The organism is Pseudomonas taetrolens (assembly GCF_900475285.1).
Taxonomy (GTDB): Bacteria; Pseudomonadota; Gammaproteobacteria; order Pseudomonadales; family Pseudomonadaceae; genus Aquipseudomonas; species Aquipseudomonas taetrolens.
This window is the reverse complement of sequence record NZ_LS483370.1, coordinates 4,063,874-4,078,262: the sequence shown is the minus strand read 5'-3', so window position 1 is coordinate 4,078,262 and position 14,389 is coordinate 4,063,874. Positions and strand designations below refer to the sequence as shown.

General features: G+C 59.0%; 13 protein-coding genes. 5 read left to right on the top strand and 8 right to left on the bottom strand.

The genetic code is table 11. The annotated features are described in order from the left end of the window. Positions 1-55: 55 nt before the first annotated feature. The 5 genes from DQN55_RS18935 to DQN55_RS18915 form a co-directional block, all read right to left on the bottom strand. Positions 56-2,860: an FAD-binding and (Fe-S)-binding domain-containing protein gene (locus DQN55_RS18935; RefSeq protein ID WP_048383600.1), complete on the bottom strand. Its 2,805-nt coding sequence runs from the start codon at positions 2,858-2,860 to the stop codon at positions 56-58. After that, positions 2,857-3,528, bottom strand: coding sequence for a LutC/YkgG family protein (locus DQN55_RS18930; RefSeq protein ID WP_048383602.1), 672 nt, complete (start codon positions 3,526-3,528; stop codon positions 2,857-2,859). Before DQN55_RS18930 ends, DQN55_RS18935 begins: the two co-directional genes overlap by 4 nt. Continuing rightward, entirely contained in the window at positions 3,528-4,985 is a 1,458-nt protein-coding gene (locus DQN55_RS18925; protein WP_048383604.1) for a LutB/LldF family L-lactate oxidation iron-sulfur protein, read from the bottom strand. The genes DQN55_RS18930 and DQN55_RS18925 overlap by 1 nt, the downstream gene beginning before the upstream one ends. Next, positions 4,982-5,806: a (Fe-S)-binding protein gene (locus DQN55_RS18920; protein ID WP_048383606.1), complete on the bottom strand. Its 825-nt coding sequence runs from the start codon at positions 5,804-5,806 to the stop codon at positions 4,982-4,984. The genes DQN55_RS18925 and DQN55_RS18920 overlap by 4 nt, the downstream gene beginning before the upstream one ends. A 143-nt stretch (positions 5,807-5,949) precedes the next feature. Then, a complete protein-coding gene (locus DQN55_RS18915; RefSeq protein ID WP_048383608.1) occupies positions 5,950-7,644 on the bottom strand; it encodes a lactate permease LctP family transporter in 1,695 nt (564 codons plus the stop codon). A gap of 257 nt (positions 7,645-7,901) precedes the next feature. Here DQN55_RS18915 and DQN55_RS18910 point away from each other — a divergent pair, with 257 nt between their 5' ends. After that, positions 7,902-8,669 carry a GntR family transcriptional regulator gene (locus tag DQN55_RS18910; RefSeq protein WP_048383610.1) on the top strand — a complete coding sequence of 256 codons (768 nt, stop codon included), beginning with the start codon at positions 7,902-7,904 and terminating at the stop codon, positions 8,667-8,669. 55 nt (positions 8,670-8,724) lie between these two features. On the opposite strand, the gene smpB is transcribed toward DQN55_RS18910, so the two are convergent. After that, positions 8,725-9,207, bottom strand: coding sequence for an SsrA-binding protein SmpB (smpB, locus tag DQN55_RS18905; RefSeq protein WP_048383611.1), 483 nt, complete (start codon positions 9,205-9,207; stop codon positions 8,725-8,727). A 140-nt stretch (positions 9,208-9,347) separates the two neighbouring features. Here smpB and DQN55_RS18900 point away from each other — a divergent pair, with 140 nt between their 5' ends. The 3 genes from DQN55_RS18900 to DQN55_RS18890 are packed head-to-tail and all read left to right on the top strand — an operon-like array spanning position 9,348 to position 11,503. Beyond that, positions 9,348-10,751, top strand: coding sequence for a sodium-dependent transporter (locus tag DQN55_RS18900; protein WP_048383613.1), 1,404 nt, complete (start codon positions 9,348-9,350; stop codon positions 10,749-10,751). 7 nt (positions 10,752-10,758) lie between these two features. Next, positions 10,759-11,193, top strand: a complete 435-nt coding sequence (locus DQN55_RS18895) for a type II toxin-antitoxin system RatA family toxin (protein ID WP_048383615.1) — start codon at positions 10,759-10,761, stop codon at positions 11,191-11,193. Then, entirely contained in the window at positions 11,186-11,503 is a 318-nt protein-coding gene (locus tag DQN55_RS18890; protein ID WP_048383617.1) for an RnfH family protein, read from the top strand. The genes DQN55_RS18895 and DQN55_RS18890 overlap by 8 nt, the downstream gene beginning before the upstream one ends. Positions 11,504-11,561: 58 nt before the next feature. On the opposite strand, the gene DQN55_RS18885 is transcribed toward DQN55_RS18890, so the two are convergent. Beyond that, positions 11,562-12,086, bottom strand: a complete 525-nt coding sequence (locus tag DQN55_RS18885; RefSeq protein WP_048383619.1) for an outer membrane protein assembly factor BamE — start codon at positions 12,084-12,086, stop codon at positions 11,562-11,564. Between the two features lie 98 nt (positions 12,087-12,184). On the opposite strand from DQN55_RS18885, the gene fur reads away from it, so the two are divergent. After that, positions 12,185-12,598, top strand: coding sequence for a ferric iron uptake transcriptional regulator (gene fur, locus DQN55_RS18880; RefSeq protein WP_048362124.1), 414 nt, complete (start codon positions 12,185-12,187; stop codon positions 12,596-12,598). Between the two features lie 96 nt (positions 12,599-12,694). On the opposite strand, the gene recN is transcribed toward fur, so the two are convergent. Further along, positions 12,695-14,374 (bottom strand): DNA repair protein RecN, encoded by a 1,680-nt coding sequence (gene recN, locus DQN55_RS18875; protein WP_048383621.1) that lies wholly within the window; start codon positions 14,372-14,374, stop codon positions 12,695-12,697. Positions 14,375-14,389: the final 15 nt, after the last annotated feature.

Below are 14,389 nucleotides of genomic sequence, written 5' to 3'. Positions count from 1 at the left end.
CATCCGGGGATGCGGCGGTGATGCTATCGCGAGGCAAGGCTGTTGCAGCGGCGGTTTAACGGGCGTGGGTCACCCGGTCTACGAGGTACACCAGGCTGTGGTAATCGATTCCGCCGTGCTGGCTCAAACCGATCTCACAGGTGCGGCTGGTGGAAATCCCTTCGCTGCAATGTTGCACGGCCTCTTTCAAGGTTCGTAGCGAGTGGGCATTCAACTCCGGCGTGGTGAAGCCTTTGTCGCCGGCAAAGCCACAGCAATGAATGCCTTCGGGGATCACGACGTCGTGGCTGCACAGGCGGGCAATGTCGATCAGTGCCTGGCTTTCACCCAGGTGCTGGGTGCTGCAGGTGACGTGAACGGCAATGCTGGCCTGTTGTGGCGTGAAGTTGAGTTTGTCCACCAGGTGGGTGCGGATGAAGCGCACCGGGTCATACAGGTCGAGGCGGGTTTCGCCGATGTCCTGCACCAGGCGCAAGGTGCACGGGCTGGTGTCGCAGTAGATCGGATCAAGCCCGCCACGGCTGGCCTGCAGCAGCGCGTCAATCAGCTCCTGACGTTTGTGCTCGGCTTGCTCGGTGTAGCCTTTGGACGCAAAAGGCTGACCGCAGCAGAGGTTGTCGAGATTGTCGGGGAATATCACCTGATAGCCGGCTTTTTCCAGCAGGCCGCGGGTTTTTGCCTGCAGCGACATTTGCTCGCCGTCCCCGGCAGCGGGGCCCATGACCCGCGACACGCAGGCCGCCAGGTACACCACCCGCGGCCGTGCATCCAGCACTTGCGGGCTGAAGCGAATCGCGCGTTCCGGCTGGGGCATGGCGTTGGTCCACAGCGGTACCCGGCCTTTACTGGCGCGGGTCAGTGCGGCGGACAGTTTCGTCAGCCGTGGAGCCCCGAGCAGCATGCGTGCGCCATTGGCCACGTGCAGGGTGAAGCGGGCCCCTTGCAGCGAGGTTGCAAAATGGCTGGCCAGCCACTCGGCGGTTTTCACGTTATCGGCACTGCGCGCACGGAGCTTTTTCACCAACTCGCCGGTGTTGATGCCTACAGGGCAACGCTGGGCGCATAACCCGGTCGCTGCGCAGGTATCGATGCCCTGGTAGGCGTAGGCTGCTTCCAGCTCACGGGTGTCGATGCCTGCACGTTTTTTCGCCTGGATATCGCGCCAGATCACAATCCGCTGGCGCGGGCTGAGGGTCAGGCCTTTGGAAGGGCACACCGGTTCGCAAAACCCGCATTCGATGCACTTATCCACAATCTCGTCGGCGGCGGGCATGGGCTTGAGGTGCTTGAGGTGGATGTGCGGGTCTTCGCTGAGCACCACGTCGGGGTTGAGAATGCCCTGCGGGTCGAGCAAGCGCTTGAGCTGCCACATCAACTGATAGGCATCGCTGCCCCATTCCAGCTCGACAAACGGCGCCATATTGCGACCGGTGCCGTGTTCGGCCTTGAGTGAACCGCCGAACTCCACGGCCACCAATTGCGCCACGTCGTCCATGAACGCTTCGTAGCGCGCCACTTCTTCAGGGTTGTTGAAGCCCTGAGTGAAGACAAAGTGCAGGTTACCCTCCAGCGCATGGCCGAATAGGATGGCTTCGTCATAGTGGTGTTTGTCGAACAGCGCGATCAGGCGGTTGACGCCGATGGCCAGTTGTTCAACCGGGAAGGTCACGTCTTCGATGATCACCGTGGTCCCGGTTTTGCGCACCGCGCCGACGGCCGGGAAGGTGTCTTTGCGGATCGCCCAGAGCTTGGCGTTTTCGGCCGGGTCTTCGGTGAAATCCACTTGTTTCTCGACCGGGAAGGCCGCGAGCGAAGCCATGATTTGCCCCAGTTGCTCGTGCAACAAGGTGCGCGAGGCGGCGCGGGACTCGATCAGCAGGGCGCAGGCATTGGCCGACAGTTGCTGTACGAAGGCCGGCATTCCGGGTTTGTCCTGGACGGAGCGCAGGCTGCGCCGGTCCAGCAGTTCAACGGCGGACACCGGCTGGCTTTTGAGCACGGTGACGGCGGTGCAGCAGGTTTCCACGTCCGGGAACACGATCAGCGCCGACGCTTTGTTCGGGTGGTCGATGACCGTGTCGTAAGTGACCGAGCTGATAAAGCCCAGTGTGCCTTCGCTGCCCACCAGCAAGTGGCTGAGAATATCCAGCGGATCGTCGAAATCCACCAGGGCGTTGAGTGACAGGCCTGTGGTGTTTTTCAGACGGTACTTGTGGCGAATTTTTGCGGCTAATTCAGAATTGGCGCGGGTTTGGCGGGCCAATGTTGCCAGCTGTTCGAGCAATGGCCCGTGGCTTTGACGAAAGGCCGTGATGTTGGCCGCGTCTTCGGTGTCGACCCGGGTGCCATCAGCCAGCACCACACGCAAGCCTGCCAGGGTGTGATAGGTGTTTTGCGCGGTGCCGCAGCACATGCCGCTGGCGTTATTGGCGACGATTCCGCCAATTTTGCAGGCGTTGATCGAGGCCGGGTCGGGGCCGATCTTGCGTCCGAACGGGGCCAGCCAGGCATTGGCCTGTGCGCCAATAACGCCGGGCTGCAAGCGTATCTGGGTACCCTGGCCGCGGATTTCTTTCGCGTTCCAGTTATCCCCCAGCACAATCAGGACCGAGTCGCTGATGGCCTGGCCGGACAAACTGGTGCCCGCAGCGCGGAAGGTCACCGGCACCTGGTCACGGCGGGCCAGCCGCAACAGCTCGACCACTTCGTCTTCGGACTCGACGCGGATCACCAGCTTGGGGATCAGCCGGTAAAAACTCGCGTCGGTGCCGAATGCCAGCGTCGAAAGAGCATCGGTAAAACGCCGGTTCTGCGGGATCAGCCGTTCAGCATCACGGACAAAGGCGGCAGGCAGGCTCATGCGTCCTCCAGGATCAGCACCACCAAGTCTTTCGGACCGTGGGCACCGTAGGCCAGCACTTGCTCGATGTCGGCGGTTTTCGACGGGCCGGATACCAGTAAAGCGTTGGTGGGCATGCCTGCGGCCCAGTTCATTTCGCGTTGTACTTGATAGAAGTTGTCGCGGATTTCACTGGCCTTGAGCAGGGCGAAATGCACGGGCGGCACCAGGCTCATCAGCCGTGGTTCTTCAGGCGTCGGCCACATGATCAGGCTGCCGGTGGCAGCAATCGCACCCAGGGTAGTCGTGAGGCTGGCAGGCGTGTCGTTGAACAACTCGTCCTTCCACTCTTCTACGCGTCGGTCGTAGGCCTTGAGTGCTGGCAGTGCAGGGTTTTGTGCCCAGTGCGCGGTAACTGTTTGCCCGTGAGGGGTCGTCGGGGCGATCAGCAGGCTTGGCAACTGTCGGTCCGTCACCAGTTGCGCGAGCAAGGCGGGCCAGTCCTGCTCGGTGCTGAGGTGGATTTCGGTATGCACGGCTTCCATCAACTTGCGCAGTTGCGGGATGCGCTGCTCCGGTGTGTAAGTCCAGGGCTCGGTCACCAGCGCTACGTCGAAATCGTCAGGGACCGGTGTGGTGCCGGTCAGGCTGTTGCGCAGTTTGTTGAGGATGTTCTGCTTGGCGCTCATCACTGGTCTCCCGACTTTTTAGCCATGTGTTCGCGGGCCATATCGTGTAGCGAACGGGCTGCGGGTTTAGGGGCACTGTGGTTTTGCGTCCACGGCCCGACATTGCTCGGGGTCAGCCCGCGCAGGCGAGTGGCGGCCTTGAGAAAGACGCGGTACAGCGTGGGTGAGCTGTTGAGCCTGGCCCACATGTTCCAGATCAAGCGCTCTTTACGTGAATACTTGCTGCCCTGGCCACGCATGATGCGAGGCGAGCTGTCCGGCGCCTTGACGTTCTCTTCGCGCAGACGGCGCAGCAGGGCGGGAATCGGGATTTTTACCGGGCACACTTCGCCACATGCACCGCACAGCGACGAGGCGCTCGGGTGATCCGGAACTTTCGCCAGGCCCACCATGTGCGGTGTGATGATCGCGCCGATCGGACCGGGGTACACCTCGCCGTAGGCATGGCCGCCGATGCGGGTGTAAACCGGGCAATGGTTCATGCAGGCACCGCAGCGAATGCAGTTCAGGGTCTGGCGCAGTTCACTGTCGGCAAAGGCCTGGCTGCGACCGTTGTCGAGCAGTACCAGGTGCACTTCTTCCGGGCCATCCAGCTCGCCGGGCTTGCGCGGGCCGGAGATCATATTGACGTAGGTGGTGATCGGCTGGCCAAGGGCCGAACGGGTCAGCAACGATACCAGCGGTACCACATCGCGCAGGTTTTCGACGACCTTCTCGATGCCGGTCACGGCAATGTGGACCGGGGGCACGGTGGTCGACATGCGACCATTGCCTTCGTTTTCGACCAGCAGCAGGGTGCCGGTTTCAGCGACGGCGAAGTTGACTCCGGACACGCCGATGTCAGCTTCAAAGAACTTCTGACGCAGGACACGACGCCCGATCTGGATCAGTTGGTCGACGTCCTTGGTGTATTCCACGCCGAGCTTTTCGTGAAACAAGTCGGCCACTTGCCCGGCGTTTTTGTGGATCGCGGGCATGATGATGTGGGACGGCTTTTCGTTGTCGAGTTGAACGATGTACTCGCCCATGTCGGACTCAAGGCATTCAATGCCCTGGGCACCGAGCACGTGGTTCATCTCCATCTCTTCGCTGACCATCGACTTGCCTTTGATGACCTGCCTGGCTGAACGCCGGCGGGCAATCGACATGACGATCTCGTTGGCTTCATCGACGGTTTCAGCCCAGTGCACCTGCACGCCGTTGCGGGTCAGGTTGGCTTCCAGCCGTTCAAGCAGTTCGGGCAGCTTGGACAGGGCGCGGGCTCGCACTGCGTTGCCCAGTGCCCGCAGATGTTCGCGCTCATGGGCATCACTGAAGGACGCGGCGCGTTTGGTCATCAGCGAATCCATAGCACTGCGAAAGTTGTTTCGCAGTTGTTTGTCGCCCAACGCTTCGTGGGCGCGCTCGCGGAAGTCTTCTTCCACGGCAACGGTGGGAATCAGTGTGCTGCTGCTCATTGTTCACCTCCGGTACGTTCCCACAGAAAGCTGGCCAGGTGCTGGCCGCGCAGGGCTTGTTTCTGTTTTTCCAGCGAGCCATTGATGTTCATCAGGCAGCCGCAGTCGGCGCTGAGCACCTGGTGCGCGCCGGTTTCAATCAGCGAGCGGGTTTTGTCAGCGACCATCGCCCCGGAAATATCGGGCATGCGTACGCTGAATGTCCCGCCAAAGCCGCAGCACTCACTTTCGTGGCTGTGGTCAATGCGCTCGACATTGCTCAATTGCGCCAACAGTTCGCGACCGTGCAGGTGGGTGTTCATTTCACGACGGGCCGAGCATGAAGTGTGCAGCGCGACTTTGACCGGTGCGCCGCTGTCCTTGAATTGCACCTTGCACACAAACAGCAGGAACTCGGTCAGTTCAAAGGTGCGCTCGGCCAGCGCGTGGACTTTTTTCAGTGTTTCGGGCTCGTCTTTGAACAGGTCTTCATAGTGTTCGCGCAGCATGCCAGCACAAGAGCCGGACGGCACGACCACAGGGTAATCTTCGGCGAACAGCGCCAGTTGGGAGCGAGCGACCTCGCGTGCCTGATCGGTATAACCCGACGTGTAGGCCGGTTGGCCGCAGCAGCTTTGACCTTGCGGGTAGTCGACTTCGATACCTTCGCGCTCGATCAGGTGAATCGCGTCCATCCCGGCTTCGGGGTAGAACAGGTCGACCACGCAAGTGCCAAACAGGTAGACCCTGCGTGGCTTTTGTTCGGGATAGCGGCGCGGTGTGGGCAGGGGCGGGGCGACGCGGGTCGCGTTAGGCACGGCGTTGTAGAAAAGCTCGCTCATCAGGCGTCTCCGGGTGGTCCCGGTTATGTGTCTGCCCCAGCGATGGCTTATCGCTTTAGCCGCAGGGGCAGACCGGGTATTGAATGGCTGGCGCCGACGTTGAGTCCGGCGCCCTTAACGTGCTGTAACCATAGCGCTATTTATTAATGCACCAGCATGCCGGTGAACCAATACGCCTGAGCCAGAGTGATCAGGCCGACGATCGTGGCGAAGAACAGACTGTGTTTCAGGGTAAAGCGGAACAGGTCGGACTCTTTGCCCACCAGGCCGGTGGCGGCACAGGCAACGGCAATGGACTGCGGGGAAATCATTTTGCCGGTCACGCCGCCGCTGGTGTTCGCGGCCACCATCAAGGTGTCGCTAACACCGATCTGGTGTGCAGTGGTGGCCTGCAGCGAGCTGAACAGTGCGTTGGACGAGGTGTCGGAACCGGTCAGGAATACGCCCAGCCAGCCGAGGAACGGCGAGAAGAACGGGAATGCCGCCCCCGTGCCTGCCAGGACCAGTGCCATGGTCGAGGACATGCCTGAGTAGTTGGTCACGAAGGCAAAGGCCAGCACCATACCGATGGACAGGATTGGCCAGCGCAGTTCAAAAAAGGTCTCTTTCAAAGTGGTCAGACCAGTCTTGATGTTGATTTTCAGAACCAGCATCGAGATGAGCGCAGAGAAGAAGATCGCTGTGCCTGTGGCTGAAATCGGGTCAAGTTTGAACACGGCCGCAATGGCGGTCGGGCTATTCACGATCGGCGCGACCTTGACCACCAGTTGATCTAAGTGCGGGATCGCAAAGTTGAACACCCAGCCGTACATCGAACCGCCCGGCGAGAACATGGCTTTGAACGGTTTCAGGGTCCAGATGGTAACCAGCACGGTCAGGATCAGGAATGGCGACCAGGCTTTGAGGATTTGCAGCAAGGAGTAAGGCGAAGCCATCAGGTTGCTTGGCTTGCCGAAACCACCGACGCTGGCGGTAACGGCTACGTCAGAGCTGACACCCGCAATCTGCGCGCCTGCGGTGCGTTTAGGCTGCCAGACTTTCAGGAACAGTGTCAGGCTGATCAGGGATGCAAGGGCCGAAGTAATATCCGGCAGCTCCGGGCCAATGTAGTTCGAGGTGAAGTACTGGGTCACGGCGAAACTCAGGCCCGCCACCAGGGCGGCTGGCCAGGTTTCGCGCACGCCACGCAGGCCGTCCATCATGAACACCAGCCAGAACGGCACGAACAGCGACAGCAGCGGCAATTGACGGCCGGCCATGGCGCCGATCTTGAACGCGTCGATCCCCGTGACCTGGCCGGCGACGATGATCGGAATGCCCAGCGCGCCAAAGGCCACGGGGGCGGTGTTGGCAATCAGGCACAACCCGGCGGCGTACAGGGGGTTGAAACCCAGGCCTACCAACAGGGCAGCGGTAATGGCGACCGGCGCACCGAAACCGGCAGCGCCTTCAAGGAACGCGCCGAAGCAGAAGCCGATCAGCAGCACTTGCAGGCGTTGGTCGTCAGTGATCGACAGTACGGAGCTGCGGATGATTTCGAACTGGCCGCTCTTAACGGTCAGTTTGTAGAGGAACACCGCGGCAACGATGATCCATGCAATCGGCCAAAGGCCGTAGGCAAATCCATAGCCCGCTGCTGCGAAGGCCATGTCGACAGGCATCTGGAAGGCGAAAATGGCCACCAGAATCGACAGGGCAAGCGTAATGCTGCCAGCGACGTGTCCTTTGAGGCGGAACACGGCCAAGGCCATAAAGAAAAACACAATCGGGATAACGGCGGCGAGTGCGGACAGACCGAGACTGCCAAGCGGATTATAGAGCTGTTGCCAGGTTTGCATATGGGGTGGCCCCTAATTGTTATTGGTCGTTGCAGCGTAGCATGTTGGTTAATTGGTAATACCAATTTACAAGCGCTGTTGGCTAGGTTAAAAGCCTTATGTGCTATGTGTCAATTTGCCGCCCCTAAATCTTTGGTCGAGTGTTCGTTGCCGGGCATCTGATTCGGTCTTGGGGAGCGCGACTGACAGGTGTGAGGGCGACGCCAATCGGCGAGAATAGAAGGCCCGGCGCATGGTCGGGATGATGGAGAGCAGTTATGGGGTTTGATCAAATTCGTCAGCGCCGTTTGTCTGACGATATTGTCGAGCGGCTTGAGGGCATGATTCTCGAGGGCACGCTGAAGTCGGGTGAACGTCTTCCGGCTGAACGTGCGCTGGCTGAACAATTCGGGGTGTCGCGGCCATCGTTGCGCGAAGCGATTCAAAAATTGTCAGCCAAAGGCTTGCTGGTCAGCCGCCAGGGCGGTGGTAACTATGTCGCCACATCACTGGGCTCGACGTTCAGTGACCCGCTGCTGCAATTGCTGGAGAGCAACCCGGAGGCACAACGCGATTTACTTGAGTTTCGCCATACCCTTGAGGCGTCATGCGCCTTTTACGCGGCATCGCGGGCAACGGAGATGGACCGGGATCGCTTGCGGGTGGCTTTTGAACAGCTTCAGGACTGTTACACCCGGGTCGATGAAGTGAGCCGGGCAGAAGAGGGCGAGGCGGATGCAAATTTCCATCTGGCCATTGCCGAGGCGAGTCATAACGCCGTGTTGCTGCACACGATTCGTGGGTTATTTGACCTGTTGAAGCGTAACGTCGTGACCAACATCGGTGGCATGTACCAGCAGCGCAGTGAAACGCGCGACATGTTGATCGGTCAGCACCGTGAGTTGTATCTGGCGATTATCGAGGGGCGGGCAGACGATGCCCGGGAGATCTCCAGTCGGCATATTCTGTATGTGCAGGAAGTGCTGGAGGAGGTGCGTCAGGAAGTACAGCGCATGGCGCGGGCCGAGCGGCGCAACGGGTTGTGAGGGCGTGCGCCTGCAGGAGCGAGCACGCTCGCCCCTGCAGAAGGCTTGAGAAGAGCTAGTCTTCCTTGCCCTTGTTGCGCACCGCACGCTGCAACTCGCGATCGGAGTCGCGCTCGCGCTCGGTATGACGCTTGTCGTATTCCTTCTTGCCTTTACCCAGGGCAATTTCGCACTTGATCAAGTGCTTGCTCCAGTAAAGGGAGAGGCAGACGCAGGCGTAACCCTTCTGCTGCACTGAAGCAAACAGCTTTTCCAGCTCGCGCTGGTTAAGCAGCAGTTTGCGGCTGCGCGTCGGGTCGGCGATAACGTGGGTGCTGGCGGTCGTCAGAGGCGCAATATGGCTGCCGAGCAACCATGCTTCACCATCTTTGAGCAGCACATAGCTGTCGACCAGCTGTGCCTTGCCTGCACGCAGACTTTTTACTTCCCAGCCGGCCAGGACCAGACCAGCCTCGAACCGATGTTCGATGAAGTAATCGTGTCGCGCTTTTTTGTTCTGCGCGATGGTCCCTGTGGGGTGTTTCTTCTGTTTAGCCATAGGGCCGGCATTATAGGCAGTTGCGCGCGTGTCGGCTACGGGCATCCTGCGTGATTGAGTGCTAAGGACTGCGTGCTTGAGCACATAGGGTGAATCCCGGACAATGCGCGCTCTTTTTTGATCGGTTGGGCGTAGTAACGATGTCGACAGACAAGGTTTCTGTCCACGGCAGTTGGGCAAGCCGTTGGGTCTTTATTCTCGCTGCGACCGGATCTGCCGTGGGTTTGGGCAGTATCTGGAAATTCCCTTACATGGTTGGCGTCTATGGTGGCGGCGCTTTTGTGTTGGTTTTTTTGGCGTGCATCGCGCTGATCGGTGTTCCTGTCATGCTGGCTGAAACCCTGATCGGGCGACGGGCGCGGCTTAGTCCGGCCAATGCCTTGAAGGTGCTGGCAGTTGAAGCGGGGCACTCGGGGCGTTGGTCGTGGGGCGCATTTGCCGGGATGATTACGGCATTGCTGATCCTGTCTTTTTACAGCGTGGTGGGCGGCTGGTCGCTGGATTACATCATCAATATGGGCAAGGGCGACTTTGAAGGTGCGACAGCCGGCCAGGTCGGTGCGTACTTCAGCGATGTCATTTCCAACCCCTGGCGCCTGACGTTCTGGCATACCGCCTTTATGTTGCTGTCCGCGTACGTGATTGCAAAAGGTGTCGTGGCAGGGCTTGAGCGCAGTCTGCGGATCATGATGCCGATTCTGTTTGTGCTGTTGCTGGTGCTGCTGGGTTACAGCATGACCACGGGGCACTTTATGGAAGGCGTGCATTTCATGTTCGACTTCAACCCGGATCGCGTACTCGACGGTTTGCTGGCAGCGATGGGCCATGCGTTCTTTTCGCTGAGTGTGGGCGTAGGCTCGATCATGATCTATGGCGCGTATATGCCCAAAAATGCGTCGATCTCAGGAACCGTGGTGGGCGTGGCGTTGATTGACACCTTTGTCTCATTGCTCGCCGGGCTGGCATTGTTTCCAATTGTGTTCGCGTCAGGGCTCAACCCGAGCGAGGGGCCGGGCCTGATGTTCGTGACCTTGCCGTTTGCCTTTGGCAACGTGGCGTTTGGTCAGTTGATGGGCGTAGTGTTCTTTGTCCTGGTGGCGGTGGCAGCCTGGAGCTCGGCCATTTCGTTGCTTGAGCCCATGGTTGCGTATCTGGTGGAGCGAACCAAAGTCAGGCGCCTGTGGGTCACCTTCTGGCTGGCTTTCAGCTGCTGGTTTGTCGGGCTGGGTACGGTGTTCTCGTTCAACATCTGGAAGCAGGCCAAGTTTTTTGTGAGCGAAGAATCGGGCTTCCATCTGTATCAGTGGGGAGCTGCGAGCGGCCTGGATTTCTTTGGTGTCGTCGATTTCTTAACCTCGCGTATCATGTTGCCGTTGGGCGGGCTGTGCTTTGTGGTCTTCGCCGGCTGGATCATGGGGCGTGGTGCGGTACGCGACGAATTGTCGATGCGCAGCCCGGTTTTGTTCGCCCTGACTCTTTTTTTGATGCGCTATGTGGCGCCACTCGGCATCCTGATTGTGTTTGCCGCCCAGCTGTGGAAATAACGCTGACATGACTACACATATTCAACGCTCCGCGCTGTTGCCTTACCCGGCACAGGCGCTCTATGACCTGGTTAACGATGTTGAGCGTTATCCGGAGTTTCTGCCGTGGTGCTCGTCTGCCGAGGTTCTGGAAAGCACCGAGGTTTTGATGCGTGCCAGTTTGGGGGTGGCCAAGGGAGGCTTGAGCCAGCACTTCGTCACCCGTAATACGCTGGTGCCCGGGCAGTCGATTGAAATGAACCTTGAAGAAGGTCCGTTCACCAAGCTGCACGGCCTTTGGGTGTTCAAGCCGCTGGGCGAGAAAGCCTGCAAAATCAGTTTGGACATGACCTTTGATTACGCGGGTGCGCTCGTCAAAGCGACCCTGGGTCCCTTGTTCAATCAGGCCGCCAATACGTTGGTGGATGCATTTTGCCAGCGCGCCAAACAGTTACATGGCTGAGCCGGTGATTGAGATTGAAGTGGTCTATGCGGCGGTCGATCGTCAGCGGCTGATGGCTCTGCTCGTGCCCGAAGGCACGACGGTGCGGGCGGCAGTGCGTATGTCTGGTATAGGGGACGAGTTCCCCGAGCTTGATCTGGCGACCTGTCCGTTGGGGATTTTTGGCAAGCAGGTGACCGAGCCTGAAGCCCGGGTGCTTAAATCGGGCGAGCGGATCGAAATTTATCGTCCGCTGTTGGCTGACCCCAAAGAGATTCGCCGCTTGCGTGCTGCTAAAGCAGCCGAGGCCAAACGATTGAATCAGTCATGAAGTACTGAATGGCAGACAACAAAAAGCCCGGCTTGCCGGGCTTTTTTGTGCCGAACACTTATTGTTCGGAAGTATCCAGAGGCTCGGGTGTCGGCACTGGAACGGCTTCGACGCCGTCGACATCCTTCTGGATTTGATCCAGCAGAGAACCAGGCTTGGCTGGAACCTCGCTCGGCTCGGCCGGCGCTTCTTCAGGGGTGACCACGTTAGTGGCACCGTCCTGACCAAGAATCGCTTCATCGCGACTCACGCCAGGCTTGAAATCACCTGACAAGCTGACGAGCTGATCGCTTTCATTGAAGAACACACTCATGCGCTCTTGTTGGCGTTCACCGCCGCCGGGCTGCAGGCTATACAGGTAATCCCAGCGATTTGGGTGGAATGTGTCGGTCAACAGGGCGTTGCCCATGATAAACCGCACTTGCCGACGGGTCATTCCCGGGCGTAACTGGTTTATCATGTCCTGTGTGACGACATTGCCCTGTTGGATGTCGATTTTGTAAACCCCGGGGAATGAACAACCGGCGAGTGCGAGCAGTCCCACAAAGGTGAAACTGGTTAGCAAGAGCTTGGTGTTTTGCATCGGTGGGCGACTTCCACTATCTTGGCTGGGACAACGTAAACGCCGATCATACCCGTATTAAGAGGAGCTGCGAAGCAGCTTCCGCGAGAAAGCTAACCATGGTTGAAAATAGCGAACTGCGTAAAGCCGGTCTTAAGGTGACTCTGCCACGAGTCAAAATTCTACAGATGCTCGATTCTGCCGAGCAGCGTCACATGAGTGCCGAGGATGTTTACAAGGCCCTTATGCAAGCTGGAGAGGACGTCGGTCTGGCCACGGTTTACCGTGTACTGACTCAGTTTGAGTCAGCCGGGCTGGTGATTCGTCATAATTTCGATGGCGGTCATGCGGTCTTCGAGTTGGCAGATGCCGACGGTGGGCACCACGACCATATGGTCAACGTGGACAGCGGTGAAGTGATCGAGTTTTTCGACGAAGACATCGAAAAACTGCAGCACGCCATTGCTGCCAAGCACGGCGTAGAGTTGGTGGATCACAACCTCGTGTTGTACGTGCGCAAGAAAGTTAAATAAGCATGTCGCGCGAATTTCGGTTCGCGAAACGATCGAAGGCGACTCAAGAGTCGCCTTCGTGCCGTCTGAATATCGGCTTTTTCTGACCGTTCGTCGTTAAGCGGCGTTCTTGGCAGTGACCACCATTTTTTTGGCGTGAGCCAGCGACTCTTTGGTGAGGTCAATGCCGCCGAGCATGCGTGCGACTTCTTCGACGCGTTCTTTTTTGCTCAGCTTCGACACGGCTGTGCGCGTGGTGTCGCTGTCACGCACCTTGTGGACAAACAAATGCTGGTGGCATTGCGCAGCTACCTGCGGCAAGTGAGTCACGGTCAGCACCTGACCCCGTTCGCCAAGGCGGCGCAACAGTTGGCCTACGATCTCGGCGGTCGGCCCGCCAATTCCCACGTCCACTTCGTCAAATACCAGAGTAGGCACGCGAGAGGTTTGTGCGGTGATGACCTGAATGGCCAAGCTTATACGTGACAGTTCACCGCCTGAAGCGACTTTTGCCAGAGCCTTGAGGGGCTGTCCGGGGTTGGCACTCACCAACAGTTCGACGTGTTCCAGGCCGTGAGGCGTCGGATCGCTGCTGTTATGGGGGCGCAGTTCGATGACAAAGCGTCCTCCCGGCATGCCCAGACGCTGAATTTCTTCTTCGACCGCACTTCCCAGGCGAGTGGCGGCATGGGTGCGCAGATTGCTGAGCTCGCGTGCGCACTCTTGGTAGTGGCGGGTGTAGCTGGCCAGCTCATTACCCAGGCGCTCGATGGATTCATCATTGGCATTAAGGGTTTCGAGTTCTTCCAGCAGTTTCTGTTGCAGGGCGGCGACGTCGGAGGGTTGTACGCGGTGTTTGCGCGCCAGGGTATAAATGGCATCGAGCCGTTCTTCGAGGTACAGCAGGCGTCCGGGATCGGCATCAAAGTGGTCGAGAAAACGATTGAGCTCACCCACGGCCTCTTCGACCTGGATTTGGGCGCTGGCCAGCAGGTCGGTGGCTTCGCTCAAGGAACCGGAGTTGTTATTGATGCTTGAAAGGCGGTTCAGGCTCACCGTGAGTGCATTGAGCACGTTGCCGGAATCGTTTTCGCTGCATTGTTCGACCACCTGGCGACAGATGGTCAGCAGGGTTTCGGCATTGGTCAGGTTTTTGTGTTCCTGCTCGAGCTCTTCCAGCTCGTTTTCGCCCAGCGCCAGGTTTTCCAGTTCTTCAAATTGATAGCTGAGCAATTGATGGCGTGCACGCTGCTCATCACCCGAGTTGGACAGGTGTTCAAATTCCTGTCGGGTCTGGCGCCAGCGTTGTGCAGCCAATTGCACCTGGCGGGCCAGATCCGTTGCCCCGGCATATTCGTCCAGCAGGCGGCGGTGGGTATCGGGCTTGAGCAGGGATTGATGTTCATGCTGACTGTGGATATCAATCAGCAGCTCGCCCAGGGCTTTCAGGTCGCCCTGGGGGCATGGCGTGCCGTTGATATAGCCGCGGGACCGGCCTTCGCTGGTGATGACACGGCGCAGAATGCACGGGCCGTCGTTTTCGAGGTCGCGCTCAGCCAGCCAGGCGCGGGCTTCAGGTATGTCTTGCAGGTCGAAGGTGGCGAGAATGTCGGCCTTTTCGGCGCCCGGACGCACCACGCCACTGTCGGCCCGGTCCCCAAGGGTCAGCCCCAATGCATCGAGCATGATCGATTTGCCGGCGCCTGTTTCACCAGTGATTACACTCATCCCGCGATCGAGTTCAAGATCGAGGTGTTCAACGATGGCGTAGTTATGTACGGACAAGTGCACCAGCATGGGGGCCGCTCCAAA

Excerpts from the sequence above, each read along its gene's own strand:
- DQN55_RS18915 (WP_048383608.1), bottom strand. The coding sequence starts at position 7,644 with ATGCAAACCTGGCAACAGCTCTATAATCCGCTTGGCAGTCTCGGTCTG.
- DQN55_RS18925 (WP_048383604.1), bottom strand. The coding sequence starts at position 4,985 with ATGAGCAGCAGCACACTGATTCCCACCGTTGCCGTGGAAGAAGACTTC.
- DQN55_RS18885 (WP_048383619.1), bottom strand. The coding sequence starts at position 12,086 with ATGCAAAACACCAAGCTCTTGCTAACCAGTTTCACCTTTGTGGGACTG.
- DQN55_RS18900 (WP_048383613.1), top strand. The coding sequence starts at position 9,348 with ATGTCGACAGACAAGGTTTCTGTCCACGGCAGTTGGGCAAGCCGTTGG.
- fur (WP_048362124.1), top strand. The coding sequence starts at position 12,185 with ATGGTTGAAAATAGCGAACTGCGTAAAGCCGGTCTTAAGGTGACTCTG.
- DQN55_RS18920 (WP_048383606.1), bottom strand. The coding sequence starts at position 5,806 with ATGAGCGAGCTTTTCTACAACGCCGTGCCTAACGCGACCCGCGTCGCC.
- DQN55_RS18935 (WP_048383600.1), bottom strand. The coding sequence starts at position 2,860 with ATGAGCCTGCCTGCCGCCTTTGTCCGTGATGCTGAACGGCTGATCCCG.
- DQN55_RS18930 (WP_048383602.1), bottom strand. The coding sequence starts at position 3,528 with ATGAGCGCCAAGCAGAACATCCTCAACAAACTGCGCAACAGCCTGACC.
- smpB (WP_048383611.1), bottom strand. The coding sequence starts at position 9,207 with ATGGCTAAACAGAAGAAACACCCCACAGGGACCATCGCGCAGAACAAA.
- recN (WP_048383621.1), bottom strand. The coding sequence starts at position 14,374 with ATGCTGGTGCACTTGTCCGTACATAACTACGCCATCGTTGAACACCTC.
- DQN55_RS18895 (WP_048383615.1), top strand. The coding sequence starts at position 10,759 with ATGACTACACATATTCAACGCTCCGCGCTGTTGCCTTACCCGGCACAG.
- DQN55_RS18890 (WP_048383617.1), top strand. The coding sequence starts at position 11,186 with ATGGCTGAGCCGGTGATTGAGATTGAAGTGGTCTATGCGGCGGTCGAT.
- DQN55_RS18910 (WP_048383610.1), top strand. The coding sequence starts at position 7,902 with ATGGGGTTTGATCAAATTCGTCAGCGCCGTTTGTCTGACGATATTGTC.